This window comes from Kineococcus mangrovi (assembly GCF_041320705.1).
Lineage (GTDB): Bacteria > Actinomycetota > Actinomycetes > Actinomycetales > Kineococcaceae > Kineococcus > Kineococcus mangrovi.
The window spans coordinates 22,764-48,307 of record NZ_JBGGTQ010000003.1 but is presented as its reverse complement, the minus strand read 5'-3'; the positions used below and the strand labels follow the sequence as shown (position 1 = coordinate 48,307).

At 75.2% G+C, this 25,544-nt stretch carries 23 protein-coding genes; 12 read left to right on the top strand and 11 right to left on the bottom strand.

Annotated elements, in window-relative coordinates; genetic code table 11:
• The first annotated feature begins 82 nt into the window (after positions 1-82).
• The 3 genes from AB2L28_RS06340 (at position 83) to AB2L28_RS06330 (ending at position 4,994) form a co-directional block, all read left to right on the top strand.
• Positions 83-2,470, top strand: coding sequence for a helicase-associated domain-containing protein (locus tag AB2L28_RS06340; RefSeq protein WP_370717910.1), 2,388 nt, complete (start codon positions 83-85; stop codon positions 2,468-2,470).
• Between the two features lie 84 nt (positions 2,471-2,554).
• Positions 2,555-3,283 carry a DUF4190 domain-containing protein gene (locus AB2L28_RS06335; RefSeq protein WP_370717909.1) on the top strand — a complete coding sequence of 243 codons (729 nt, stop codon included), beginning with the start codon at positions 2,555-2,557 and terminating at the stop codon, positions 3,281-3,283.
• A gap of 37 nt (positions 3,284-3,320) precedes the next feature.
• Positions 3,321-4,994 (top strand): DNA repair helicase XPB, encoded by a 1,674-nt coding sequence (locus AB2L28_RS06330; RefSeq protein ID WP_370717908.1) that lies wholly within the window; start codon positions 3,321-3,323, stop codon positions 4,992-4,994.
• Positions 4,995-5,058: 64 nt separating this feature from the next.
• Here AB2L28_RS06330 and AB2L28_RS06325 read toward each other — a convergent pair whose 3' ends face one another.
• Both AB2L28_RS06325 and AB2L28_RS06320 read right to left on the bottom strand, forming a co-directional pair.
• Complete coding sequence (locus tag AB2L28_RS06325; protein ID WP_370717907.1) at positions 5,059-6,075, bottom strand: NADPH:quinone reductase; 1,017 nt, start codon at positions 6,073-6,075, stop codon at positions 5,059-5,061.
• Positions 6,076-6,143: 68 nt separating this feature from the next.
• On the bottom strand, positions 6,144-8,189 hold the full coding sequence (locus tag AB2L28_RS06320; RefSeq protein WP_370717906.1) for a M3 family metallopeptidase: 2,046 nt from the start codon (positions 8,187-8,189) through the stop codon (positions 6,144-6,146).
• Between the two features lie 282 nt (positions 8,190-8,471).
• Between AB2L28_RS06320 and AB2L28_RS06315 the strand changes: the two genes are divergently transcribed.
• Positions 8,472-10,409: a PhoX family protein gene (locus tag AB2L28_RS06315; protein ID WP_370718369.1), complete on the top strand. Its 1,938-nt coding sequence runs from the start codon at positions 8,472-8,474 to the stop codon at positions 10,407-10,409.
• A gap of 26 nt (positions 10,410-10,435) precedes the next feature.
• Here the strand turns inward: AB2L28_RS06315 and AB2L28_RS06310 are convergent, their stop codons facing one another.
• Together AB2L28_RS06310 and AB2L28_RS06305 are read right to left on the bottom strand one after the other, a co-directional pair.
• Complete coding sequence (locus AB2L28_RS06310; RefSeq protein WP_370717905.1) at positions 10,436-10,846, bottom strand: DUF3037 domain-containing protein; 411 nt, start codon at positions 10,844-10,846, stop codon at positions 10,436-10,438.
• Positions 10,839-11,621 carry a HipA family kinase gene (locus AB2L28_RS06305; RefSeq protein WP_370717904.1) on the bottom strand — a complete coding sequence of 261 codons (783 nt, stop codon included), beginning with the start codon at positions 11,619-11,621 and terminating at the stop codon, positions 10,839-10,841. Before AB2L28_RS06305 ends, AB2L28_RS06310 begins: the two co-directional genes overlap by 8 nt.
• Before the next feature lie 104 nt (positions 11,622-11,725).
• Here AB2L28_RS06305 and AB2L28_RS06300 point away from each other — a divergent pair, with 104 nt between their 5' ends.
• From AB2L28_RS06300 to AB2L28_RS06285, 4 genes are all read left to right on the top strand, one after another.
• Positions 11,726-12,445: a response regulator transcription factor gene (locus tag AB2L28_RS06300; RefSeq protein ID WP_370717903.1), complete on the top strand. Its 720-nt coding sequence runs from the start codon at positions 11,726-11,728 to the stop codon at positions 12,443-12,445.
• Positions 12,442-14,004, top strand: coding sequence for a sensor histidine kinase (locus AB2L28_RS06295; protein ID WP_370717902.1), 1,563 nt, complete (start codon positions 12,442-12,444; stop codon positions 14,002-14,004). Before AB2L28_RS06300 ends, AB2L28_RS06295 begins: the two co-directional genes overlap by 4 nt.
• 94 nt (positions 14,005-14,098) lie before the next feature.
• Entirely contained in the window at positions 14,099-15,586 is a 1,488-nt protein-coding gene (locus AB2L28_RS06290) for a S1C family serine protease (RefSeq protein WP_370717901.1), read from the top strand.
• 456 nt (positions 15,587-16,042) lie between these two features.
• Complete coding sequence (locus AB2L28_RS06285; protein ID WP_370717900.1) at positions 16,043-16,702, top strand: hypothetical protein; 660 nt, start codon at positions 16,043-16,045, stop codon at positions 16,700-16,702.
• A gap of 431 nt (positions 16,703-17,133) precedes the next feature.
• Here AB2L28_RS06285 and AB2L28_RS06280 read toward each other — a convergent pair whose 3' ends face one another.
• The gene (locus AB2L28_RS06280) at positions 17,134-17,712 is read right to left on the bottom strand and encodes a DUF4031 domain-containing protein (RefSeq protein WP_370717899.1); all 579 of its coding nucleotides are present in this window, start codon (positions 17,710-17,712) and stop codon (positions 17,134-17,136) included.
• Positions 17,713-17,878: 166 nt separating this feature from the next.
• On the opposite strand from AB2L28_RS06280, the gene AB2L28_RS06275 reads away from it, so the two are divergent.
• Entirely contained in the window at positions 17,879-18,169 is a 291-nt protein-coding gene (locus AB2L28_RS06275) for a WXG100 family type VII secretion target (protein ID WP_370717898.1), read from the top strand.
• 91 nt (positions 18,170-18,260) lie between these two features.
• Here AB2L28_RS06275 and AB2L28_RS06270 read toward each other — a convergent pair whose 3' ends face one another.
• Positions 18,261-18,428: a hypothetical protein gene (locus AB2L28_RS06270; RefSeq protein WP_370717897.1), complete on the bottom strand. Its 168-nt coding sequence runs from the start codon at positions 18,426-18,428 to the stop codon at positions 18,261-18,263.
• Positions 18,429-18,556: 128 nt separating this feature from the next.
• Between AB2L28_RS06270 and moaA the strand changes: the two genes are divergently transcribed.
• Positions 18,557-19,663: a GTP 3',8-cyclase MoaA gene (moaA, locus tag AB2L28_RS06265; protein ID WP_370717896.1), complete on the top strand. Its 1,107-nt coding sequence runs from the start codon at positions 18,557-18,559 to the stop codon at positions 19,661-19,663.
• A gap of 42 nt (positions 19,664-19,705) precedes the next feature.
• Positions 19,706-19,963 (top strand): MoaD/ThiS family protein, encoded by a 258-nt coding sequence (locus AB2L28_RS06260; protein ID WP_370717895.1) that lies wholly within the window; start codon positions 19,706-19,708, stop codon positions 19,961-19,963.
• 2 nt (positions 19,964-19,965) lie between these two features.
• Here AB2L28_RS06260 and AB2L28_RS06255 read toward each other — a convergent pair whose 3' ends face one another.
• Genes AB2L28_RS06255 through AB2L28_RS06235 form a run of 5 tightly spaced genes read right to left on the bottom strand, consistent with a single transcriptional unit; the run spans position 19,966 to position 24,796 of the window.
• Entirely contained in the window at positions 19,966-20,643 is a 678-nt protein-coding gene (locus AB2L28_RS06255; RefSeq protein ID WP_370717894.1) for a FadR/GntR family transcriptional regulator, read from the bottom strand.
• Positions 20,644-20,650: 7 nt separating this feature from the next.
• On the bottom strand, positions 20,651-21,775 hold the full coding sequence (locus AB2L28_RS06250; RefSeq protein ID WP_370717893.1) for an L-talarate/galactarate dehydratase: 1,125 nt from the start codon (positions 21,773-21,775) through the stop codon (positions 20,651-20,653).
• 60 nt (positions 21,776-21,835) lie between these two features.
• On the bottom strand, positions 21,836-23,302 hold the full coding sequence (locus AB2L28_RS06245) for a flavin-containing monooxygenase (protein ID WP_370717892.1): 1,467 nt from the start codon (positions 23,300-23,302) through the stop codon (positions 21,836-21,838).
• Entirely contained in the window at positions 23,299-24,327 is a 1,029-nt protein-coding gene (locus AB2L28_RS06240; protein WP_370717891.1) for an FO synthase, read from the bottom strand. The genes AB2L28_RS06245 and AB2L28_RS06240 overlap by 4 nt, the downstream gene beginning before the upstream one ends.
• A gap of 16 nt (positions 24,328-24,343) precedes the next feature.
• Positions 24,344-24,796, bottom strand: coding sequence for a molybdenum cofactor biosynthesis protein MoaE (locus AB2L28_RS06235; RefSeq protein ID WP_370717890.1), 453 nt, complete (start codon positions 24,794-24,796; stop codon positions 24,344-24,346).
• A 67-nt stretch (positions 24,797-24,863) separates the two neighbouring features.
• Between AB2L28_RS06235 and cofC the strand changes: the two genes are divergently transcribed.
• Positions 24,864-25,529 carry a 2-phospho-L-lactate guanylyltransferase gene (gene cofC / locus AB2L28_RS06230; protein WP_370717889.1) on the top strand — a complete coding sequence of 222 codons (666 nt, stop codon included), beginning with the start codon at positions 24,864-24,866 and terminating at the stop codon, positions 25,527-25,529.
• Positions 25,530-25,544 lie beyond the last annotated feature (15 nt).

The following is a 25,544-nucleotide window of genomic DNA, read 5'->3' as shown; positions in this document are numbered from 1 at the left end:
GACCGGTACCGCCGGGCCGGTCGCCCCGCCACGGGCCGGCTCCGACGGCGCACCCGCCGCCGGTCGCCCTAAACTCCCCCCGATGCCCACGGCCCCAGCTCGCGCCCCGAAGTCGATCCCGCGCACCCTCGCCGAGGACCTGCGCGCCCGCGACGACGACGACCTGCGGGTCCTGTTCGCCGCGCGCCCCGACCTCGCCGCCCCCCTGCCCACGTCGTCCTCGGCCCTGGCGACCCGGGCCACGACCCGGGCCAGCACGCAGCGCGCGCTCGAACGCCTGGACACCCCCCTGCTGCAGGTCGCCGAGGTCCTCAGCGTCCTGCCCGACCCGACGAGCGTGAGCGCCGCGTCGAAGGTGTGGGGGGCCAAGGCCGGCGACGTCGTCGCCGAGCTGCGCCGCCGGGCGCTCGTGTGGGGCCCGGACCGCCGCCTGCACCTCGTCTCCGCCGTCCGCGAGCTGCTCGGGCCGCACCCGGCCGGCCTGGGCCCGTCCCTGGCCGACGCGCTGGGCCGGCGCTCGCCGCAGCGCCTGGCCGAGCTGCTGGAGGACCTGGACCTGGAGGTGAGCCACGACCCGGAGGTCGCGCTGGCCCGCCTCGCCGGGCACCTGGGCGCGCCGGGAACGGTCGAGGGGCTGCTGCAGGACGCGCCCGACGGGGTGCGCGTCGTCCTCGACAAGCTCACCTGGGGTCCACCGACGGGGGCCGTGGAACGGGCCGACCGGCAGGTGCGGACGGCCTCGGCGGCCGGTCCGGTCGAGTGGCTGCTCTCGCACGGGCTGCTCGCGGTGTCCGGCCCGGGGACGGTCGTGCTGCCGCGGGAGGTGGGCCTGGCGCTGCGCGGCGGTCGCGTGCACCGCACGGCGGAGCGGACGCCACCGGAGCTGACGACGACGGAACGGCCCGCGCCGCAGGTGCGCGCGGCCTCGGCGGGAGCCGCCGGCGAGGCCTGCCGGCTCGTCGCCGAGCTGGGGCGCCGGTGGGGTGCCGCGGGTCCGCCCGTGCTGCGGGCCGGTGGCCTGGGCGTGCGGGACCTGCGACGCACGGCCACCGCCCTGGAGGTCGACGAGGCGACGGCCGCGCTCGTCGTCGAGACGGCCTGGGTCGCCGGGCTCGTCGCCGACGACCGCGAGGTCGAGCCCCGCTGGCTGCCGACGCCGGCGTTCGACGCCTGGCTGGAGGAAGGGCCCGGCGAGCAGTGGCTGACGCTCGTCTCGGCGTGGCTGCCCTCCACGCGCGTCCCGGCGATGGTCGGCACGCGGGACGCGAAGGACTCCCCGCGCAACGCCCTCGGCGCCGACCTGGACCGGGCCTCGGCCCCGGCGGTGCGCCGGGCCGTGCTGGCCGAGCTCGCGGCGCTGCCGGAGGGGGGTGTGGCCGACGGGGCCGGTCTCGCCACCCGGCTGCGCTGGGCGGCCCCGCGCCGCGCCAGCCGGCTGCGCGAGGACCTCGTGACGTGGACGCTGCGGGACGCGAACTGGCTGGGGGTGCTGGGGGCGGGTGCGCTGAGCCCCGCCGGGCGGTCCCTGCTGGCCGGGGACGAGGACGGGGCGCGGCGGGAGCTGGAGGCCGCGTCGCCGGCGCCGGTGCGCGAGGTGCTGCTGCAGGCAGACCTGACGGCCGTGGCACCCGGCCCCCTCGACCCGCCGCTGGCCCGGCGGCTGGAGTCGCTGGCCCGGGTGGAGAGCCGGGGCGGGGCGACCGTCTACCGGTTCGACCCGGCGTCGGTGCGGCGCGGGCTCGACGAGGGGGCCACCGCCGACGAGGCGCTGGCCTTCCTCTCCGAGCTGTCCTCCACCGGTGTCCCGCAGCCGCTGGAGTACCTCGTGCGGGACGTCGCCCGCCGGCACGGACGCGTGCGGGTCGGGCGCGCGGCGGCGTACGTGCGTGCGGAAGACCCGTCCCTGCTGGCCGAGCTCGTCGCCGACAAACGCTGCGCCGCACTGCGTCTGCGCCTGCTGGCCCCCACGGTGCTCGCAGCCGCCGCCGAACCGGACGAGGTGCTCGCGGTGCTGCGCGAGGTCGGTGCGGCCCCGGCCGCCGAGGGTCCCTCCGGCGAGCTCGTCGTCCGCCGGCCCACGGCCGCGCGCTCGGGTCCGACACCGCCGCCGCGGCCCGTCACCGGCGAGCCCCCGGCACCGGGGCCCTCCCTCGTGAGCGCCGCGGTGCAGACGCTGCGCGGCGGCGACGAGGACGTCGCCGAGCTGGAGCGGAAGCGGGAGAAGTACGAGCACGCCCCCGCCCTGCCGACGATGGACCCGACGACGTCGCTGTCGGTGCTGCGCGAGGCCGTCGCGCGGCGCCGGCCCGTGTGGATCGGCTACGTGGACACCGCGGGAGCTGCCGGGCGTCACCTCGTCGACGCCCTCGGGGTCGACGGAGGTCGGATCACGGCCTTCGACCGCACCGAACGGACGGTGCGGTCCTTCTCCGTCCACCGGATCACCGGAGTGGTCCACGCCGAGCCGTGAGGAGGAGGTGCGCGTCGGAGCCGTCGGCTAGCGTCGAGCCTGCAACGGTGAGGACCAGCGGACAGACTCGGAGTGCGGACGACCATGAGCGACAACGGGCAGGGCGAGGGACAGCGCTCCTGGTGGGAGAAGCCGGACGCGGACCCGGCACCGCAGGACCCCTACCGCTCCGGTGGGCAGCCGGGCGGCGGGACCGACGCGCACGACCCGTACCGCACGGGCTCGTCGGGTGAGGCCCCCACGCAGGCCCAGCCCACGGGCGGGGCGGCCCCGACCGAGGGGCTGCCGCGCTACGGCGGGTCCTCCTCCGACCAGCAGCCGCACGGGCAGCAGTCGCCGTACGGGCAGCAGTCGCCGTACGGGCAGCCGCAGTACAGCCGGCCGCAGTCCTACGCCCCGCAGCAGAACGAGCAGTACCCGGCGGCCGGGTCGTACGGCGGGTACCAGCCGCAGTACAACCAGCAGTACCCCGGGTACGACGGCCCGCGGGTCACCGGCACGGCCCACGCCGTGTGCTGGACGGCCGTCGGCGGTCTGGTCCTCATGGGCACCGGTCTGGGCTGGATCGCGGCGATCGTGGCGCTGGCGCTCACCCCGGGTGCGCGCCGGGAGATCCTGGAGTCGGGCGGCACGAAGCGGGGCCTGGGGTACCTGCTGGCGGGCAAGATCTGCGCCTGGGTGAACATCGGGCTGACGGTCCTGGCGGTGGTAGGGGCCATCATCTTCTTCGCGGTGCTGGCCGGGAGCGGCTTCGACAGCGGGTCCTCGTTCGACGGCAACACCGACACCGTGAGCGTGCTGCTCCACCGATGACCGGAAGTTCCCGAGCCCACGCGGAGTTGAGCACCAGGTGACCGACGGCCCCCTCATCGTCCAGAGCGACAAGACGCTGCTCCTGGAGGTCGACCACCCGCGGGCCTCGGCCTGCCGGGCGGCGATCGCCCCGTTCGCCGAGCTCGAACGCGCCCCCGAGCACGTCCACACCTACCGGCTGACCCCGCTGGGCCTGTGGAACGCGCGCGCGGCCGGCCACGACGCCGAGCAGGTCGTGGACACCCTGCTGGAGTTCTCCCGCTACTCCGTCCCGCACGCGCTGCTCGTCGACGTCGCCGAGACGATGGCCCGCTACGGGCGCCTGCAGCTCGTCAAGGACGAGACCGAGGGGCTGCTGCTGCGCGCCCTCGACGCGCCCGTCCTGGAGGAGGTGCTGCGCAGCAAGAAGGCCGCGCCCCTGCTCGGCGAGCGCCTCGCCCCGGACACGGTGCGCGTCCACCCCAGCGAGCGCGGCAACCTCAAGCAGGTGCTGCTCAAGCTGGGCTGGCCCGCCGAGGACCTCGCCGGCTACGTCGACGGCGAGGCCCACCCCATCGACCTCGCCCAGGACGGCTGGACGCTGCGGCCGTACCAGGACGAGGCCGTGGAGGGCTTCTGGCACGGCGGGTCCGGCGTCGTCGTCCTGCCCTGCGGGGCGGGGAAGACGATCGTGGGCGCGGGCGCGATGGCGCGGGCGCGGGCGACGACGCTCATCCTCGTGACGAACACCGTCTCGGCGCGGCAGTGGCGCGACGAGCTCGTCAAGCGCACGTCGCTCACCGAGGACGAGATCGGCGAGTACTCCGGGGCGCGCAAGGAGATCCGCCCCGTGACGATCGCGACGTACCAGGTCGTGACGACGAAGCGGAAGGGCGTCTACCCGCACCTGGAGCTGTTCGACGCCCGCGACTGGGGCCTCATCGTCTACGACGAGGTCCACCTGCTGCCCGCGCCCATCTTCCGCATGACGGCCGACCTGCAGGCCCGCCGCCGCCTCGGCCTGACGGCGACGCTCGTGCGCGAGGACGGCCGCGAGGGCGACGTGTTCTCCCTCATCGGGCCCAAGCGGTACGACGCCCCGTGGAAGGACATCGAGGCGCAGGGCTACATCGCCCCCGCCGACTGCGTCGAGGTCCGGGTCACGCTGCCGGACTCCGAGCGGCTGGCGTACGCGACGGCCGAGGACGACGAGAAGTACCGGCTGTGCTCGACATCACCGGCCAAGTCGCGCGTGGTGGAGAAGCTCGTCGCCCAGCACCGGGGTGAGCCGACGCTGGTCATCGGGCAGTACATCGACCAGCTCGACGACCTCGGGGACCGCCTGGACGCGCCCGTCATCAAGGGCGACACGACGGTCAGGGAGCGCCAGCGCCTGTTCGACGCCTTCCGCCACGGTGAGATCTCGACGCTGGTGGTCAGCAAGGTGGCGAACTTCTCCATCGACCTGCCCGAGGCCAAGGTCGCCATCCAGGTGTCGGGCTCCTTCGGGTCGCGCCAGGAGGAGGCCCAGCGCCTGGGCCGCGTGCTGCGCCCCAAGGGCGACCACGGGTCGGCGCGCTTCTACACGGTCGTCTCTCGGGACACCAAGGACCAGGACTTCGCCGCGCACCGGCAACGGTTCCTGGCCGAGCAGGGGTACGCCTACCGGATCGTGGACGCCGACGACATCGACGGCGGGGTCCCGGACGCGAACGGCGTGCTGCCGGAGTGACCCCGCCCCACCCGACGGGGACGCCCCGGACCGCACGGTCCGGGGCGTCCCGTCGTTCGACCGCTCAGCCGACGTCGATGAGCACCTTGCCGACGGCCCCGGACTCGACCGCGTCGTGAGCCTTCGCGGTGTCCGCCAGGGCGAACCGGGTCAGCGGCAGCCCGTGCTCGTCCCCGACCCCGAACGCGCCGTCGCGCACCGCGGCGGTGACGTCCTCGGCTGCCGCCGCCAGGGCGTCGGCACCCATCGTGTACATGAGGATGAACTGCCAGCGGGCGTTGGTCACCATGTTGGGGCGGACGTCCAGGCGCACCTCGTCGCCGCCGTTGTTGGCGTAGACGGCGATCGAGGCGCGCGGGCGGACCACCTGCGCGTCGAGGTCGGCGTTCTGGGCCGGGGCGACCTCGACGACGAGGTCCACCCCGTCGGGGGCGACCTCGCGGATCGCGGCGACCGGGTCGCCCTCGCGGTAGTTCACGACGTGGTGGGCACCGGCGGCGCGCGCGAGCTCGCCCTTCTCCGGGCTGCTGACGGTGGTCACGACCGTGGCCCCGGCCCAGCGGGCGAGCTGGACCGCCGCGTTGCCGACGGCGCCCGCTCCCCCGGCGACGAGGACCGTGCGCCCGGTGAGCGCACCGGGGGCCAGGCGGCTCGGGCCGTCCTCGGCGACGGTCAGGGCGCGGTGGGCGGTGACCGCCGGGACACCGAGGGAGGCGCCGACGTCGAAGGAGGCCCCCTCGGGCAGCCGGGTGACGCGGTCGGCGGGCAGGACGGTGAACTCCTGCGCGGTGCCGGTGGGCCGGTCCTGGGCGGCCATGCACGTCCACACCCGGTCCCCGACCGCGAGGCCGTCGACGCCGGGGCCGACGGCGTCGACGACCCCCGCCCCGTCCTGGTTGGGCGTGGCCTCGGGGAAGGCCAACGAGGCCGTCCCCCCGCTGCGGGACTTCCAGTCGGTGGGGTTGACCCCCGACACGACGACGCGCAGACGCACCTCCCCGGCGTCGGGTTCGGGCACGGGGCGCTCGGCCAGGTGCAGGACGGAGGACGGGCCGGTCTCGGAGTACACGACAGCTCTCACGTGGGGGCGAACCCCGCGCTCGGCCGTCCTGTTCCACCGATCGTTCCCCCGGGTGCCCGCCGGCGGGGTCAGACCTCGGTGAGCTGCCGGCGCCGCAGCAGCGGCTCGATGCGCGCGTCGCGTCCGCGGAACTCCCGGTAGGCCGCGAGCGGGTCGACGCTGCCGCCCCGCGAGAGCACGGCCGCGCGGAACCGGTCCCCGTTCTCCCGTCGCAGGCCGCCGTTCTCGGCGAACCACTCCACGGTGTCGGCGTCGAGCACCTCGCTCCACACGTAGGAGTAGTACCCGGCCGCGTACCCGCCGCCGAAGACGTGGTGGAAGTACGTGCTGCGGTAGCGCGGCGGGACGGCGTGCAGGGCGACCCCTGCCTCGGCCAGCGCCGCGGCCTCGAAGCGGTCGACGTCCTCGGGTCCGGCGCCCTCGAAGGCGCCGGGGGCCACCCGGTGCCAGGCCATGTCGAGCAGGGCCGCGGCGAGGTACTCCGTCGTGCCGAAGCCCTGGCCGTACGCGCGGGCGGCGCGCAGCCCCTCGGCGGCCCCCGCGGGCAGCGGTTCGCCCGTGCTCACGTGCCGGGCGTAGCGCGCGAGCACCTCGGGCTCGAAACCCCAGAACTCGTTGACCTGGGAGGGGAACTCGACGAAGTCGCGCGGGACGCTGGTCCCGGAGAACCGCGGGTAGCGCACGTCCGAGAGCAACCCGTGCAACGTGTGCCCGAACTCGTGGAACAGCGTCTCGACCTCGTCGACCGTCAGCAGGGCCGGGTCGCCCGCGGCCGGCTTCGGGACGTTGAGGCAGTTGACGACGACGGGGCGCTCACCCAGGAGGCGGGACTGCTCGACGAACGAGCTCATCCACGCACCGCCGCGCTTGGACGGCCGGGCGTAGGGGTCGAACAGGTACAGCCCGAGCGGGCCACCGGCGTCGGCCACCTCGAAGGCGCGCACGTCGGCGGCGTACACCGGGACGTCGGTGCGCTCGGAGAACGTCAGGCCGTACAGCGCCGTGGCCGTCGCGAACACGCCGTCGACGAGGACCCGTTCGAGCTCGAACCAGGGCCGCAGGGCCTCGGTGTCGACGGCGAAGCGCTCCCGGCGCAGGCGTTCGGCGTAGTGGGCCCAGTCCCAGGGTTCCAGGGGCCCCTCGAACCCGTCGGCGTGCAGCAGCTCGGTGAGCTCGACCTCCTCGGCCCGCGCGTTGGCGACGGCGGCCGGGGCGAGGCGGCGCAGCATCCCCACCGCCGCCTCGACGTCGCCGGCCGTCTCGTCGGCCACGACCCACGAGGCGTGGTCGGCGAACCCGAGCAGGGCCGCCCGCTGCGCGCGCAGGTCGGCGATCCGCAGGAGGATCGCCCGCGTGTCGTGCGCGCCGCCCCGGCCGCCGCGGCGCACCGAGGCCTCGTGCACGCGACGGCGGGTCGCCCTGTCGCGCAGCGACTCCAGCACGGGCTGGCCGGACGGCAGGACGAGCGGCAGCAGGTACCCGCCGCGGTCCCCGGCGGCCGCGGCGGCCCGGGCGAGTTCGGCCGGGCCCAGCCCGTCGAGCTCGACCGCCTCGGTGACGTGGACGGCGAGGTCGTTGGTGTCGGCGAGCAGTTCGACGTCGAAGGCCGTCGTGAGCCGCGACAGCTCCTCGTTGAGCTCGCGCAGCCGGTCCTGCCCCGCCGCGTCGAGCAGGGCCCCGGAACGGGCCGCGTCGCGGTGCAGCCGCTCCAGCAGGCGCCGCTGCTCGTCGGTGAGGTCGGCCGGCGGGTCCTCGTGCAGGACGCGCACCCGCTCCACCAGGCGCGGGTCGAGCCGCACCGCGTCGTGGTGCGCGGCCAGCCGGGGGCTCCACTGCTCCTGCACCGCCCGCAGGGCGTCGTCGGCGTCGGTGCCGACGAGGTTGAAGAAGACGGCCTCGGCCCGGCCGAGGAGGCGGCCGGTGGACTCCAGGGCGTCGAGGAACTCCGCGGCCGGCGCGTCCCGGGAGAACAGCTCGTCGAGCTCGGCGCGGTGCGCGGCCGCGCCCGCCTCGAAGGCCGGGGCGAAGTGCTCGGCACGGATCCGGTCGAAGGGCGGCACCGCGAACGGCAGGTCGCTCGGGGCGGCGAAGGGGTTCGACTCCGGCAGGTCCATGGACCGATCCTGCCCCACCACCGGGCCAGGGAGTGTCCCACCCCGGGGTAGGTGAGGCTCACCGTGCTCGCAAGAGATCACGTCGCGTTCACCGTCCCGCCGCCGGACGGTCGACTCAGGCACCGCACAGCCTTCGTAGCGTCCGGCGTGCAGGGCCTGCCCCGGACGGGCCCCCCCTCCCGCTCCCCCCAGGACACCCCGAGAGGACCCCCCGTGACCACGGACGCCTGTCAGCCCACGCTCACCCTGCTCCCCTACGCCCCCGCCGGGCGGCGGAGCCCGATGACCTGCCACTACCGCTGCGCGACGTCCTGCGCCGCGCCCGTCCAGAACCGGTCCGCCAACGCCTACTTCGGCGACGTCGTGCGCTCGGCGGTCTCGCGCCGCGGCGTCCTGGCCGGTCTGGTCGGCCTCGGCGTCGCCGGTGCCGCCGTGGGCGGTGCCCGGCCCGCCGCGGCGGCCCCCGGCGACGGTGACGTGAACCTGCTCGCGGACCCGTTCGACCCCGGTCACGTCGTCGAGTTCGACGTCATCGCCCCCGTCCCGGCCGAGGTCGACTCGCTCGACGTCCCGGCGGGCTGGACTTGGGCACCGCTCGTCTCCTGGGGCGACCCCCTCCTGCCCGGGGCGCCCGACTTCGACTTCGAGAACCAGACCGAGGCGGCCCAGCTCGGGCAGTTCGGCTACAACAACGACTACACGACGATCGTCCCGCTGCAGGACCCAGACCGCGCGCTGCTGGTGTGCAACAACGAGTACACCAACGAGGAACTCATGTTCCGCGACTGGGCCGACGCCGAGGGCGCCACCGACGAGCAGCTGCGCATCTCGATCGCCGCGCACGGCATGTCCGTCGTGGAACTGCGCCGGGCCGACGGGAACTCCCCGTGGGGCTACGTCCGGGGGTCCGACTTCAACCGCCGCATCACCCCGTGGACGCCGATGCGGTTCAGCGGCCCGGCCGCGGGCGCCGCGGCGCTGCGCACCAGCGCGGACCCGCAGGGCCGCACCCCGGTCGGCACGTTCGGCAACTGCTCCGGCGGCACCACCCCGTGGGGCACGGTGCTCTCGGGGGAGGAGAACTTCAACGGCTACTTCTCCTCCCCCGAGACCGAGACCGGCCGGAGCGACCGCTACAGCGTCTACGGCAGCCGCGGTCGTTCCTGGGAGCGGGTCGACCCGCGCTTCAGCGCCGAGCGGGAACCGAACGAGTCCAACCGCTTCGGCTGGGTCGTCGAGGTGGACCCGTCGGACCCGACGTCCACCCCGCGCAAGCACACCGCCCTGGGGCGCATGAAGCACGAGGGTGCGACGGTGTCGCTGGCCGCCGACGGCCGCGCCGTGACGTACATGGGCGACGACGAGCGGTTCGAGTACCTCTACAAGTTCGTCTCCGAGCGCTCGTACCGCGAGGGCGACCGCGAGCACAACCTGCGCCTGCTCGAGGACGGTGACCTGTACGTCGCCGTGTTCGAGGGTGACGGCACCGAGGACGAGCGCTACGACGGCCGCGGGCGCTGGGTGGCGCTGACGCGGGGTGGCCGCTCGGTCGTGGCGGGGATGTCGATCGAGGAAGTGCTCGTCAACACCCGTGCGGCCGCCGACGTGGTGGGCGCCACGAAGATGGACCGCCCCGAGGACGTCGAGCGCAACCCCGTCAACGGCCGCGTGTACGTGGCCTGCACGAACAACACCCGCCGCGGGACGCTGGGCAGGCCGGGCGTGGACGAGGCCAACCCCCGGCCGCTGAACAAGGACGGGCACGTCGTCGAGATCGTCGAGGCGCGCGACGACGCCGCGGCCACGGAGTTCTCCTGGAACCTCGTGCTCGTCTGCGGCGACCCGGAGGACCAGAGCACGTACTTCGGCGGTTTCGACCCGTCGCTGGTCTCGCCGATCTCCTGCCCCGACAACGTGGCGTTCGACACCACGGGGAACCTGTGGATCGCCACCGACGGCAACACGCTGGGGTCCAACGACGGGTTGTACGAGGTGGTCGTGGACGGCCCGGACCGCGGCCGGGTGCGGCAGTTCCTGTCGGTGCCCACGGGCGCGGAGACGTGCGGCCCGCTCATCGCCGACGACGGCCGGACGGTGTTCGTCGCCGTCCAGCACCCGGGTGAGGTGGACGGGGCGACGATCGACGAACCGGGCTCGACGTTCCCGTACGACGGCACCGGTCAGCCGCGGCCCTCGGTCGTCCAGGTCCGCCGGGCCTGACCCGTCGCCGACCCGCCGGGAACCCCTCAGCCGCCGGGCCGGACCAGCCGCGTCAGCAGCCGGTCCAGCTCGGCGGCCGGGTCGGCGGTCAGCCCGCAGTGCACCGGCGAGGTCTGCAGGACGGTCGAGCGGGGCGCCACGAGCCAGCGGAAGCGGGCGCCCGCGGCCTCCGTCGTCGCCGCGCCGGCCCGCGGGTCCCCCGCGCAGACGGCCTCGAACGCCGCGAGGTGGCGCCGCAGCGCCGGCAGGTCCAGGCCCGCGCCCGGGGCCCCGGGCAGGGCCCGCAGCCGGTCCTCGTCGAGGTGGGTGCGGGCCGCGAGGTGCTCGCGGGCCCGGCACCACAGCACGACGCCAGCGTTGAGGAACTCCCCGCGGTCCACCCGCGGCACCACGCGGACGACGGCGTACTCGAACACGTCCAGGGTCGGCTCAGGCACGGGGGACCTCCCGCTGGGCGCGGTCGAGGTCGGCGCGCCAGCCGGTCGCGGCGAGCCGGGCGGTGAACCAGTCGAGGTAGGCCCGGCGCACGGCGTCACCGTCGTCGAACCCGGGCTCGTCCTGCACCCACTCCGGTGGCAGCGCCGCGACCGCGGCGCCGAGCACGTCGGGGGTCAGGGCGGCCGCGCACTCCCCGCCCACCTCCGCCAGCGGGGCGGCCGAGGGCAGCAGGAGGTGGTGCTCGGCGTGCCGCAGCGGCCGGTCCGCGCTCGCGGCCGCGCGCGACCAGTCGTGGTGGAAGTACAGGGCCGCCCCGTGGTCGATGAGCCAGGGCCGCCCGCCCCACCACAGCGCGTTGGGGTTGCGCCAGGTCCGGTCGACGTTGAGGACGAAGGCGTCCAGCCACAGGACCCGGGCCGCCCACCGGGGCTCGACCGGGTCCACGGCCGGGTCGAAGGACAGGGCCCCGGGCAGGAAGTCCATGCCGAGGTTGGCGCCCGGGGAGCGCAGCAGGAGGTCCTGGACCTCCTCGTCCGGTTCCCCGCGCCCGATGACCGGGTCCACGTCGGCCACCACCAGGTCGGGGACGTCGAGGTCGAGGGCGCCCGCGAGCGCCGCGACGAGCACCTCCGCCACGAGCACGCGGCGTCCCTGCCCGGCACCGTGGAACTTCACGACGTAGGTGCCGTCGTCGTCGGCCTCGCACAGCCCCGGCATGCTCCCGCCCTCGCGCAGGGGGGTCACGTAGCGGGTGGCGGTCACGCGGCGGAGCACGGTCGCATCCTGCCACCGGCGGCACCGCCGATCTTCGCAGTTCCCCCCCACGCCTCCGGGCCGGTCCTCAGGACTCTCCCAGGGTGCGGGCGCAGACTGGGCGGGTGAGATCCGCTGGTGCCGCACCGGAAGCCCGTCTCCTCGTCGTGGACGACGAACCGAGCATCCGCGAGCTGCTGGCCACGAGCCTGCGCTTCGCCGGGTTCGAGGTCGCCTCGGCCGCCGACGGCGCCGAGGCCCTGAAGCTGGCCGAGGACTTCCGCCCGGACCTCGTCGTGCTCGACGTCATGCTCCCGGACCTGGACGGCTTCACGGTGACGCGCAAGCTGCGCGAACGCGGTCGCGTCGTGCCGGTCCTGTTCCTCACCGCGCGCGACGACACCGCGGACAAGGTGGCCGGGCTCACCGTCGGCGGCGACGACTACGTCACCAAGCCGTTCAGCCTGGAGGAGGTCGTGGCCCGCATCCGCGCGGTGCTGCGGCGCACCGGTGCGGCGGCGGGCCCCGACACGGGGCGGCTGGTCTTCCACGACCTGGAGCTGGAGGAGGACTCCCACGAGGTCCGCCGCGGCGGCCGCGAGGTCGAGCTGTCCCCCACCGAGTTCAAGCTCCTGCGCTACCTCATGCTGAACCCGAACCGGGTGCTGTCGAAGGCGCAGATCCTGGACCACGTGTGGGACTACGACTTCAACGGCGAGGCCGGCATCGTGGAGTCCTACATCTCCTACCTGCGGCGCAAGCTCGACACCGAGGGCCTGGAGCCGCTGATCCACACCAAGCGGGGTGTCGGCTACGTGCTGCGGGTGCCGCAGACGGCGGGATGAGCCGTACCCGGTCCCGGCTGCAGGAGACCAGGTCGCGGCTGCTGGCGGCCGAGGCCCGCCTCCCCCTGCAGGCGCGCCTGCTCGTCATCGTCGTGGTGCTGCTGTTCATGGCGATGACGTTGACGAGCCTGGTGTCGGTGAAGCTGCTGCAGGAGAACCTGCGCGACCAGGTCGACACGGAGCTGCGCGACCGCGGCCAGGCGACGGCCCAGCAGGCGTTCCCGACGTTCAACCAGCCGACCGGGCGCAACCTGTGGTTGTCGGACTACTACGTCGTGTACGCCGACGTGGACGGCTCCGACGCCTACCCGGTCTGCGCCCGCGCCCAGGACGCCGTCGAGTGCCCGAAGGCCCCCGCGCTGCCGACGCTGACCGGGGCCTACGTGCGGGAGCACGGGGGGCGGCCGTTCACCGTGGCCGACTCCGACGGGGGCGACCCGTGGCGCGTGCTCGTCTTCCCCGCCCGCCTGGCCGGGACCGACCAGGGCCTGAACATCGCGGTCGCCCTGCCGCTCACGGGCGCCACCCGCACGGTGTCGGACTTCCGCACGATCGCCCTGGCGGTGTCCGCGGGGGTGCTCGTCCTGGGTGCCTTCTTCGCGGTCCTGGCCATCCGGCGCAGCCTGCGCCCCCTGGACGCCATCGAGCGCACCGCCTCGGCCATCGCCGGTGGCGACCTGTCCCGCCGCGTCCCCGACGCCCCGCCGGGCACGGAGATCGGCCGGCTCTCGACGGCGCTGAACACCATGCTCGGGCGGATCGAGACGTCCTTCCGCGCGCAGGAGCGCTCGGAGGAGCAGATGCGCCGGTTCGTCGCCGACGCCAGCCACGAGCTGCGGACCCCGCTGGCCGCCATCCGCGGTTTCGCCGAGCTGCACCGCCAGGGCGCGGTGCGCGAGGCCGACGACGTCGCTCACGTCATGGGTCGCATCGAGGGCGAGTCGACCCGGCTGGGCCGGCTGGTGGAGGACCTGCTGGCGCTGGCGCGCCTCGACGAGGCCCAGCGCGCCCGCACGGTCCGCCGCGAACCGGTGGACCTGGTGGTGGTGGCCGCCGACGCCGTCCACGACGCCCGGGCGATCGCCCCCGACCGCACGGTCCGCCTGACGGGTCTGCGCGAGGGGGAGGGACCGGGGCCGGCGGTGGTCGTCGCCGACGAGGCGGGCATGCGCCAGGTCCTGACGAACCTGCTGGCGAACGCCGTCCACCACACCCCCGCCGGGACGCCGGTGGAGGTGGCCGTGGGCCGGGCGGCGGGCCCCTCGGGCCCGGAGTCCGTCGTCGAGGTGCGCGACCACGGGCCGGGCCTGACGCCGGACCAGGCGGACAAGGTCTTCGAGCGGTTCTACCGCGTGGACTCCTCCCGCCGGCGCGGTGCCGGCGGCGGCTCGGGGCTGGGGCTGGCCATCGTGGCCACCATCGTCGACCTGCACGCCGGGACCGTCGCCGTGCTGCCCACCGCGGGCGGTGGCGCCACCTTCCGGCTGCGCTTCCGCGCGGCCGGCCCCGAGTCCGCGTCGCAGGACCCCGACGAACCGGCCGACCCGATTCACAGCTAGGTTCCAGCCGCCTCCGGGCCCACCTGCAGCGCGGTGCCCGAACCTCGAGGAGTAGTCGGAACACTCCAGACGCGATCGCAGAGGTGAGCAACGGATGAACGGCCCCCAGCGCCCCACCACCGACGGCAGCGGACACCCCTCGTCCGGGGCGGTGTCCACCCAGGCCCGTGGCGGCGACGGCCAGGGGTACGGGGACGGATCCGGCCGTCCCGACGCCACCGGCGCCACCCGGCCGCAGCAGCCGTGGGACTGGAACCAGGGCCCCTACGGGCGCCAGACCGACCGCTCCTACGGCGGTTACGGCCAGCAGGACCCGTGGGCCACGCCCGGCGGCCCCACCCCTCCCGGTGGCGGCGGTGACGACCACGGCGGGGGCGGGGGCGGCGGACGCCGCGGACCGCGCCGCTCCCCCGGCTGGCTCGGGGTCGCCGGGGTCGCGATCGCCAGCGCCCTCGTGGCCAGCGTCGTGACCGTCGGGGCCGTGGGCGCCTTCGGCCAGGACTCCTCCGGCGGCTCCGGCGGCGGGACCACCTCCGGCAGCTCCGCGGGCGCCCCGGTCGGGGGTGTCAGCGAGACGACGGTGAACTGGCAGGCCGTCGTGAGCGCGGTCGCCCCGAGCGTGGTCTCGGTGACCGTCACCGGGCAGGCCGGCGAGGCCGAGGGGTCGGGCATCGTCTACGACTCCCAGGGCTACGTCGTCACCAACAACCACGTCGTCTCCGGTCTGGGCCAGGGCGCGAGGATCACGGTGACGCTGTCCGACGGCCGGGAGTACCAGGCCACGATCAAGGGCACCGACCCGGCGACCGACCTGGCCGTCATCCAGCTCACGGACCCGCCGAGCGACCTGGAGGCCGCGACGTTCGCCGACTCCGCCGACGTCGTCGCCGGCCAGGCCGTCATGGCCCTGGGCAACCCGCTGGGGCTCTCCGGCAGCGCCACCACGGGGATCGTCTCCGCGCTGGACCGTCCGGTCATCACCCAGACCGAGCAGCAGCCGCAGCCGCAGGACCCGTTCGGCCGGTTCGGCGGTGGCCAGCAGCAGCAGACGACCGCCGAGACCGCCGCGACCAACGCCATCCAGACGGACGCGGCGATCAACCCGGGCAACTCCGGCGGCGCGCTGCTGGACTCCTCGGGGCAGGTCATCGGGATCAACTCCTCGATCGCCTCGCTGAGCTCGGGGTCGTCCTCGGGCCAGTCCGGCAGCATCGGCCTGGGGTTCGCGATCCCCTCGAACGAGGTGAAGATGATCGCCGACCAGCTCATCAGGACGGGGTCGGCCCAGCACGCGTGGCTCGGGGTCAGCATGTCCGAGCAGTCCGCCACGGCCACCGTCGGGGACGTCTCCCGCCAGGGCGCCCAGGTCGCCGACGTGACGAGCGGTTCGCCCGCCGCGCAGGCCGGGCTGCGGGCCGGGGACATCATCACGGCCGTCGACGGTGTGGACATCGACGGCTTCCAGTCGCTCACCGCGACGATCCGCGGCAAGGCCGTGGGCAGCGCGGTGCAGCTCACCGTCGTCCGGGACGGAGCCGAGCAGACGTTGTCGGCGACGCTCACGGCGCGCGCGGAGAACTGACCCGGTCCCCCCGCCGGGTCCTCCCGCCGCAGGCCCCCGCCCCCTCCTCGCGAGGGGGCGGGGGTCGTCGCGTCCGGGGGTTCCCCACCTCGGGACGTCGGTCGGGGACATCGCGGTCACCCTGACGGCCGCGGTGTCGCACTCACCGGTGTCACCACGTGGAGCGAACCGTGGGTGTTCCCCCGCAGTCGCGCCGGCGACGTCCAGGGGACATCCACGAATCGCTCCACGACTCGCGGTCCACAGCGAACAGCGGCGCCGTTCTGACGGCCGTTTCGATCTCACGCTCATCGCCCGACAGGCGCGACGCAGCGGGCGGCACCGCCCTCGCTCTCATCTCGATGACCGAGGTCACCCTGGCACCTCACGACCCACCGCAGCTACGGTGATCAGGTCGTCCACTTGGTGAGCGGCAGCGCCCGCTGCCCGACCACGGCGAGACGGCAAAGGAGCATCGTGGGCGACTCGGTCTACGACTACCACCGCCTCGACTACCTCGACGTCTTCGACCACGTCCGCTGGCGCGGTCCCGATGACTTCGCCCGCCGGCTCGGCCTGCGACCAGACCACCCGGGTCAGCTCCTGTGCGCCGATGAGACCCATGCCATTATCGACTGGGTCAGCGTCCCCGGCATCGGCCGCTACGACGGCCGCTTCGACCCCCACTGGCTCGAACGCATCTCCGAACAGGAGCACGAGCAGGCGGCGCGCCGGTTGCGCAGTCGATGGTCCGGCTTCGACCTCAGCGATCGCGACGTGCGAGCCGCCTGGACCCAGAACCGCTGGATCAGTGCTGATGACCCCTTCCTGCCCGACACCCGGGTGAAGTGGATCGGCGATCAGCAGGCCACCGCTCACCTAGGTCTTCAGCCCGAGCACCCGGGCACCGTTCTGAGCAGCGGAGAGAAGCACGCCATCGTGCACTGGGTGGACGCCGAGGGGATCTTCGAGCACGAGGGCGTCATGGACCCTGGCAACCTGGAAGCCATCGACGAGGCGGACTTCCAGCGACGTGCCCAGGCGCTGCGCGACTCCGGTTGGCGCTGGATCTCCTACAACGCCACCCACGGCTGGATGGACCCAGCCCTACGGACTCATCCTGGTGATGGCTCGTAGCGATCACCATGCGCGATCCGGGGAGTCGCACGGTCATCCCGCTGACCAGCACGTCATCGACCGTCCGGACATGTCGACGAGCGGGGCGGCGGGGCGCCGCTGGAGTGGTACGTCCCAACCCACTCATCTGCTTTGGACGGGTTGCAATGCACCAGTCCGGGGTGCGGTACGTTCTCGCGCGACGTGCCGACGACCTTCCGGTCATCCCGCGTGGTTCGTGCTGCCGGCGACGGCCAGCAACGTCGCGGTCGTGGCGAGTTGAGTGGAGTTACCAGCACATCGCAGCGGACGTGGTCGACGCCTGCTGACGTCACCACCTCAGCCCGAAAGCGCTGAACCGTCCTGTGCACCGGCCGCAGCAGCGTTCGCCCGCCGCGTGGCCACCACGACCATCACCATCACGCCCCCCACCACGGGCGCGGCGGCCCATCTCACGCCGGGGACAGCAGGTGCCGCCACCACCCGGCGCCCGCGACGACGACCGGCGGGTCGCTGAGGACGACGAGGCCGTCGTGCTCGACGCGCACCCCGCCGGTCGACCGGGTCCAGCGGCGGCGGAACCCCACGACGGTCCCGGCGGGGGCCCGGGTGAGGTCGTCGAGGACCGGCAGGTCGCCGTCGTCGGCGAGCACGAGCCGGCCCGCGGCCGACCGGACGACGCGGTGGGTGCCGTGCGGGGCGGGCACGTGCCGGGCGCGCACGACGTCGACGCGCTGCCCCGCGACGACCCCGGTGTGCACGACCTTCTCGCCGCGGCGCTTGGGCGTGCGCAGCCCGGCGGTGCGCACCCGCGCCAGCAGCTCCCTGGTGGTGACGAGCTCGGCGCCGAGGGCCACGGCCTGCGGGACCCGCTCGGCCGGGACGTCGTAGTGGTCGCCCTCGAAGGCGCGGCGGGGGACGCCGAGGCGGCGGGCGAAGGCGTGCAGCTCCTCCGGGGACGCGTCGCTGGCCAGGTGTGACCACCACGTCCCGTGCGCGGGGACGCGCGCCGCGTCGACGAGGACGGTCACGGACGGGTCGTCCCGGTCTCCACAGGGGCTCGACCGTCGCGGCGGGGGCGGCTCCTGTGGACGGCCGCCTCGTGCGCGTTCGTCACCGTCCTACGTTTCGTCGAGGACCGGGGAGCCCGGTCCAGGCGTGCGCACCGGGGTCCCCGGCGCGAGGGAGGAGTTTCGCATGTCCCGGTTCGAGGTCGACAGCGCTCGTGTGGAGCAGGCGAGCAGTGCCGTGGCCACGTCGGCGGGCAACCTCGCCGCCGAGGTCGACGGCATGATGCGGCACCTGCTCGACCTGGAGTCGTGCTGGAAGGGTCAGGCCGCCAGCGGTTTCCAGGCCCTGTCGGCGCAGTGGCGGGTGACCCAGGACCGCGTCCGGACGTCGCTGGAGGAAATCCAGCGGGCTCTCGCCCAGGCCGGTCGGCAGTACGCCGACGTGGAATCGGCCAACGCGCGGATGTTCGCCTCGTGAGGCTCGCCGTCCCGCGGTGAGTCCACCGGACGCACGTGGGCACCGCGCCGGCCGGCGCGGTGCCCACGTCGAGTCCGAGCTCTGCCCGCGCTCAGGCGGCCCGCGACAGCGGGGCGTGCGACCCGGGGACGCTCCAGCGCATCTCCAGGTGCGGGCGGCCCGACGCGTCACGCACCGTCACCCAGTGCATGACGGGGTTGGTCGAGACCTGTCCCGCGGCCTTCGTCTTGATGTCGAACATGTGCCACCTCCTGTTCATCTACCGTTCACTTTAGCCGACGTGAACCACCTCGGAGCAACTCCTGACGCGCTTGAGGCGACGTGACCGAGGACACACGCCCCCCCGCCCGCGCGGACCGCGCCCCGCACCCGACCTACGCTGGGTGCGTGACGGCTGTCGACCTCGGTGTCCCCCGGCTGCGGCGACCCGGTCCCGCCGGCGCTGCCGCCGGCCTTCCCGGCGACCGCCCGGCCACCCCCGACCTCGTCGACCGGCACGGCCGCACGGCCCGCGACCTGCGGGTCTCCCTCACCGACCGCTGCAACCTGCGCTGCCACTACTGCATGCCACCGGAGGGCCTGCCCTGGCTGGACCGCGCCGACGTCCTCACCGACGACGAGGTCGTCCGGCTGGTCCGGCTCGCCGTGCGCGACCTGGGCGTCCACGAGGTGCGCTTCACCGGCGGTGAACCGCTGCTGCGCAAGGGGCTCGAAGACATCGTCGCAGCGACGACCAGGTTGCGGACACCCGCCGGCGATCCCGTCCGCGCCTCCCTGACGACGAACGGGATCGGCCTGGCCCGGCGGGCCGCGGCACTGGCCGGCGCCGGGCTGACGCGGGTCAACGTCTCCCTCGACACCCTGCACCCGGACCGCTTCGCCGCCATCACCCGCCGGGACCGGCACACCGACGTCCTCGCCGGCCTCGAAGCGGCCGCCGCCGCGGGCCTGGCCCCGGTCAAGGTCAACGCCGTCCTGCTGCGCGGCACCAACGACGACGAGGCGACCGACCTGCTGCGGTGGGCCCTGGCCGCCGGGTACCGGCTGCGCTTCATCGAGCAGATGCCGCTGGACCCGCACGGCTCGTGGCAGCGCTCGCAGATGGTGACGGCCGACGAGATCCTCGCCGCGCTGCACCGGGAGTTCCACCTCCGCCCCCGCCCCGGGACGGCCCGCGGGGCGGCGCCGGCCGAGACGTGGGACGTGGTGGCCGGCGACGGCACGGTCCTGGGGGACGTGGGGGTCATCGCCTCGGTCACCCGCCCCTTCTGCGGCGACTGCGACCGGACCCGGCTGACCGCCGACGGCCAGGTGCGCACGTGCCTGTTCTCCACCTCCGAGACCGACCTGCGCGACGCCCTGCGCTCCGGCGCCGACGACGCGGCGCTCGCCGACCGCTGGCGCACGGCGATGTGGGGCAAGCTGCCGGGTCACGACATCGACGACCCGGGGTTCCTGCACCCGACCCGGCCGATGAGCGCGATCGGGGGCTGAACCGGTGGGCGACGCGTGAGCACGACGGGAGGTGAACGGCAGGTGAACGGGACGGGCACGCTGGACGTGCGCTGGTTCGCGGGGGCAGCGGCCGCGGCGGGCCGGGAGGAGGAACGGGTCCCCCTGCCCGACGGCGCGACGCTCGGGGACCTCGTGCAGGTCCTGGGCGCCCGGGGACCGGCGCTGGCCCGCGTCCTGGCCGCCAGCAGCTTCCTCGTCGAGGGGGTGGCCGCGCGCCCGGAGGACCGGCTCGCACCGGGGACGACCCTCGACGTCCTGCCGCCCTTCGCCGGCGGCTGACCTCAGCGTCCCGCGAGCCGCGCGATCGTCGAGGTGAGGTGCACGCGCATGGCCGCGCGGGCGGTCTCGGCGTCCCCGCGGCCCACGGCCAGCACCACGGCCGCGTGCTCGGTGACGACGTCCGCCGCCGGCGGCGCACCGGCGCGCAACCGCGCCGAGGGCATCGCGATCATCGGTTCCCCGAGCGAGCCCAGCAGTTCGCGCAGGTAGCGGTTCCCCGAGGCGGAGGCGACGGCGAGGTGGAAGGCGAAGTCGGCCGCGACGGCGTCCGCGGGACGGTCGACCACCCGGGCGAAGGCGTCGGCGGCCCGCCCCAGCGCGGCCAGCCCCTCCTCGTCCCGGCGCAGCGCCGCCAGGGCCGCCGCCTCGGTCTCCACCGCCACCCGGAACTCCAGCAGCTCGACCCGCTCGCCCAGCGAGCGCAGCCCGCCGACGTCGACGCCGAACGGCTCCCCGCTGGGCCGGGCCAGGACGAACGACCCGCGACCGCGCAGGGTCTCGACCAGGCCCGCGGCCTGCAGCCGGGACATCGCCTCGCGCACGACGGTGCGGGAGACCCCGAACTCGGCGACCAGCTCGTTCTCGGAGGGCACGGCGCGGCCCGGGGCGAGATCGCCCTCGACGATGCGCGCGCGCAGGGCGTCCACCAGCGACTGCGTGCGCGTGGTCCGCGCGCTCACGCGGACCTCACCGGACGCCGAACTCCACGCGCTCGGTCGTCCAGGCGCGCGCCTGCTCGCTGAACGTGAACCCCAGCCCGGGACGGTCCGGGACGACCATGCGCCCGCCGACGGTCTCCAGGCGCTCCTCGAACAGCGGGTCCAGCCACTCGAAGTGCTCCACCCACGTCTCGCGCGGGTAGGTGGCCGCGAGGTGCAGGTGGATCTCCATGGCGAAGTGCGGCGCGAGGTCGACACCGGCCTGGTCGGCGAGCGTCGCCAGCCGCAGGAACGGGGTGATCCCGCCGATGCGGGGCGCGTCGGGCTGCAGGACGTCGGCCGAACGGTGCTCGAGGAGCCGGACGTGCTCGGCGACGCTCGCGAGCATCTCCCCCGTCGCGACGGGGGTGTCCAGGGCGCGGGCCAGGTCGGCGTGCCCGACGGCGTCGTGGGCGTCGAGGGGTTCCTCGATCCAGACGAGGTCGAACTCCTCCAGCGCCCGCCCCATGCGCAGCGCGGTCCGCCGGTCCCACTGCTGGTTGGCGTCCACCATGAGCGGCACGTCGGGTCCGAGGTGCTCGCGGACGGCGGCCACACGGCGCAGGTCCTCGCGGGTGTCCGGCTGTCCCACCTTGATCTTGATGCCGCCGATGCCGGCCGCCAGGGAGGCGTCGGCGCGCTCGAGCACCTCCGGCAGCGGGGTGTGCAGAAACCCGCCGGAGGTGTTGTAGGTGCGGACGGAGTCGCGGTGGGACCCGAGCAGCTTGGACAGCGGCAGCCCCGCGCGCCGGGCCTTGAGGTCGTGCAGCGCGACGTCGAGCGCGGCGATGGCCTGGGTGGCCACCCCGCTGCGGCCGACGGACGCCCCGGCCCACAGGAGCTTCGTCGTCACCTTGGCGACGTCGCTGGGGTCCTCCCCCAGCAGGTCGGCGGCGACCTCCTTCGCGTGGGCGTACTGGGCGGGCCCGCCGGCGCGCTTGGAGTAGCTGAACCCCGTGCCCTCGTGACCGTCCTGCGTGCGGACCGCGGCGACGAGGACGACGACCTCGGTCATGGGCCGCTGGCGGCCGGTGAGGACCTTGGCGTCGCTGATCGGTTGCGCCAGCGGGAGCCTGAGCGTGGACAGCTCGACGTGCCGGATGCGGTCGGGCACCGGGACCTCCGGGGTGGGACGACGGTGGACCCACTCATCGTACAAGTGGAGTTTCTTGTCCTACAAGAAGGGCGCGGGGTGGAACGTCCCGTTGCGCCGGCGGAACTCCGTCGCCGTGTCCGGCCACAGCAGCGTGAGGCGCCCGCTGCGGGAGTCCACGTACCAGCTCGAACACCCCCCGCGCAGCCACACCGAGTCCGCGGCCATCGCGTCGACCTCCGCGGTGTAGCGCCGCTGCGCCGGCAGGCTCACCTCCAGCGGGCGGGCCGTCGCGGCGAGGTGGTCCAGCGCCCCGAGCAGGTACCCGATCTGGCTCTCGATGACGTGCACCGCGGAGTTGTGCCCCAGGCTCGCGTTCGGCCCGTCGAGGACGAAGAGGTTCGGGAACCCGTGCACCACCGTCGAGGCGTGCGAGACCATCCCGGCCCCCCACGCCCGGGCCAGCGTTTGCCCCTGCCGGCCCGTGACCCGGGCCGCGTACGGCTGGACGGTGGAGTGGAAACCCGTGGCGAGCACGAGCACGTCGAGCGCGTGCCGGCGCCCGTCCGCCGTCGTCACCGACCCCGGCGCGGCCGAGCGCACCGCCGACGGCACGAGCCGGACGTCGGGGCGGGTGAGGGCGGGGTAGAAGTCGTCGGACAGCAGGACGCGCTTGCAGCCGATCTCGTAGTCCGGGGTCAGCGCCGCGCGCAACCCCGGGTTCGGCACCTGCGCCTGCAGGTGGTCCGACGCCCTGCGGCGCAACGCCTCCAGGGCGGCGGGGTCGAGCCGGCGGGCGGCCAGCCCGCGTTCCATGTCGGCGAACGTCTCCTCCCGCAGCGCCCGCGCGGTCTCCGGGGCCCGCGCGAAACCCGCCCGCTCGGCGGGGCTGAACGGCCGGTCCCCGCGGGGGACGATCCAGGCCGGGCTGCGCTGGAACACCTCCACGTGCGCGGCCCGGCCCGCGAGGTGCGGCACGACCTGGACGGCCGAGGCCCCCGTGCCCACCACCCCGACGCGGCGGCCGGTGAGGTCGAGGTCGTGGTCCCACCGGGCCGTGTGGACGACGGGCCCGCCGAACTCCCCCAGCCCCGGCACGTCGGGGACGCGGGGTTCGGTGAGCCGGCCGGCGGCCAGCACGAGGACGCGGGCGCGCACGGGCCCGGTCGACGTGCGCAACCGCCAGTGCGCCGCGTCCGCGTCCCACACCGCCGCCAGGACCTCGCACCCCAGGCGGATCCGGTCGGCGACCTCGCGGGAGCGTTCGCGCAGGTACCGCTGCACCTCCGCACCGGGGGCGAACACGCGCGACCACCCCGGGTCGGGGGCGAAGGAGAACGAGTACAGGTGCGACGGCACGTCGCACGCCACGCCCGGGTAGGTGTTCTCCCGCCAGGTGCCGCCGACGTCGGCGGCCCGCTCGAGCACGACGAAGCTCTCCCGGCCCCGGCGCGCCAGCCGGATGGCCGTCCCGAGACCGGCGAACCCGGCGCCGACGACCGCGACGTCGAGGACGGGGTCGCCGACCGGCTCCGCCGCGGACGTCACGCGGGTGCGAGCTCGCCGTAGCGGGTGGTGCGCTGCCGCAGCGGGCGGCCCACCCGGTCCGCGAGCGCCAGCGCGTCCTCGCGGGTCAGCGTCGTGCCGGCCTCCTGCCCCGCGCCCGGGTCGAGCTCGCCGTCCAGCAGCAGCCCGCCGAGGTCGTCCGCGCCCCCGCGCAGCAGGTCCGCGACGAGGCCGGCCGGGTGCTTGGGCCAGGCGGCCTGGACGTGGTCGACGCTGCCGTCCAGCAGCAGCCGGGCGAGCGCGTGCAGCGCCCGGGTCGCGCGGGCCGACGGGGGCCGCGACGGGGAGGGCATGGCGATGAACTCCGTGATGCCGCCCGTGCTCGCGGCCAGCCCGGCCAGCAGCCGCAGGTGCGCGACCTGCTGCGCGGGCGTCTCCGGGCCGCCGTGGACGAGCGTGGACGTCGACGTCAGCCCGGTCTCGTGGGCGGTGCGCAGGACGTCCACCCAGGTCGACACCGGCAGGTCGGGGACCCCGCCGTTGAGCTCGGTGCGGACGGCGTCGTCGAGGACCTTGGCGGCGGTGCCGGGCACCGACCCGAGCCCGGCGTCGCGGGCGGCCCGGAGGAACGCGCGGGGCGTGGACGCGCGCAGGTCGGCGGCCCGCAGCACCTCGGGGACCCGGAAGGCGTGCAGGTGCACCCCGGCCGCCCCGGCGCCCTCGGCGACCGCGCGCACGAGGGCGAGGGAGCCCTCCGGCCCGGCCCGGTCCGGGACGGGGCCCTGGACGCAGACCTCGGTCGCCCCCAGCGCCACCGCCTCGGCGACGAGCTCACGCACGTGGGGCAGGTCGGCGCCGACGCGTTCGCCGTCGAGGTTGCGGTTGACGACGAACGTCACAGCGTCCCCGACCCGGGCGCGGCGCACGTCGTCGGCGAGCGCGGCGAGGCGGTCCAGGTCGTCGCCGTCGGCGCCCAGGAGGACCACCGCCTGCTCGTCGGTCAGGGCGCGGTGGTCGTGAGCCGCGGCGGCGAGGGCGTCGGCGAGGAGGGCGGACGGGGCTGGCACCGCCCGAGGCTAACCCTCAGGGGCAGGCGACCCACTCGGAGGTGCCGTCGGCGAAGTGCTGGTGCTTCCACACCGGCAGCCGGTCCTTGACCTCGTCGACGAGCCGCGCGCACGCCGCGAACGCCTCGGCGCGGTGGGCCGCGGAGACCGCGACCGCGAAGGCGACGTCCCCGACGGCCAGGTGCCCGACGCGGTGACCGACGGCCACCGCGTCCACCTCGCATCCGGCGACGACCTCGGCGACGACCTCGCGCAGCACGTCCGCGGCGCTGGGGTGACCCACGTACTCCAGCTCGCGCACCGACCGGCCGTGGTCGTGGTCGCGCACGACCCCGCCGAAGGTCACGACCGCCCCGGCCGCGGCGTCCCCGACGAGGGCGGCGTGCTCGGCGACGTCGAGCGGTTCGGGACCCACGGACGTCCGCGCGACGCGGCGGGCGGGTGCGCTCAGGCGGGCGAGTGGCTGCACGCCGACAGGGTAGGTGCCCGTCGGGGCAGGTGTTCCGCAAGTCCGGACCGTGGGAGAGGATCGCCCGGTGACGCACGTGAGCGGCTGGCGGGTCCTCGTCCCCGTCAAGGGCGGCGACGAGGCGAAGACGCGACTGGCGCTGCCGCACCGGCAGCGCCGGGAGCTGGCGCTGGCGATGGCCCTGGACTGCCTGACGGCGTGCCGGGACACGCCCGGGGTGGGTCTCCTGGTGTGCGTGAGCGACGACCCCGAGGTGCTGCGCGCCGTCCGGGGCCTGGGGGTGGGGACGGTCTCCCCCGGCCGGCCGGGGCTCGCCGTCGCCGTGGCGGCCGGGCTGGCCAGTCTGGAGCGCGGGCCGACGGCCGTCCTGCTGGGGGACCTGCCCGCGCTGCGCGTCGAGGACCTGGGGCGCGCGCTCGCGCGGGCGCTGACGGTCCCCGGCCCGGCGCTGGTCACCGACGCCGCCGGGTCCGGCAGCGTCCTGCTGACCGACCCCGACGGCGACGTGCCGCACCGCTTCGGACCCGACTCGGCCCGGCGCCACCTCGAGGCCGGCGCGGTGGCGCTGACGGACCCGCTGCCGTCGCTGCGCCGCGACGTCGACACCGTCGAGGACCTGCGCTCGGCCCTGACCCTGGGCGTCGGCCCGCGCACGCGGGTGGCGCTGGCCCGCGACGTGCCGGCCCCCACCGCGCTCGACCTCCCGGCGGGCTGCGCCGGGCCCCGCTGCTGAGACCCGGAGAGAACC

Bases quoted from the DNA above. Each gene is read 5' to 3' on its own strand.
- AB2L28_RS06340 (WP_370717910.1), top strand. From the start codon at position 83: ATGCCCACGGCCCCAGCTCGCGCCCCGAAGTCGATCCCGCGCACCCTC.
- AB2L28_RS06335 (WP_370717909.1), top strand. From the start codon at position 2,555: ATGAGCGACAACGGGCAGGGCGAGGGACAGCGCTCCTGGTGGGAGAAG.
- AB2L28_RS06320 (WP_370717906.1), bottom strand. From the start codon at position 8,189: ATGGACCTGCCGGAGTCGAACCCCTTCGCCGCCCCGAGCGACCTGCCG.
- AB2L28_RS06315 (WP_370718369.1), top strand. From the start codon at position 8,472: ATGACCTGCCACTACCGCTGCGCGACGTCCTGCGCCGCGCCCGTCCAG.
- AB2L28_RS06295 (WP_370717902.1), top strand. From the start codon at position 12,442: ATGAGCCGTACCCGGTCCCGGCTGCAGGAGACCAGGTCGCGGCTGCTG.
- AB2L28_RS06290 (WP_370717901.1), top strand. From the start codon at position 14,099: ATGAACGGCCCCCAGCGCCCCACCACCGACGGCAGCGGACACCCCTCG.
- AB2L28_RS06275 (WP_370717898.1), top strand. From the start codon at position 17,879: ATGTCCCGGTTCGAGGTCGACAGCGCTCGTGTGGAGCAGGCGAGCAGT.
- AB2L28_RS06270 (WP_370717897.1), bottom strand. From the start codon at position 18,428: ATGAACAGGAGGTGGCACATGTTCGACATCAAGACGAAGGCCGCGGGA.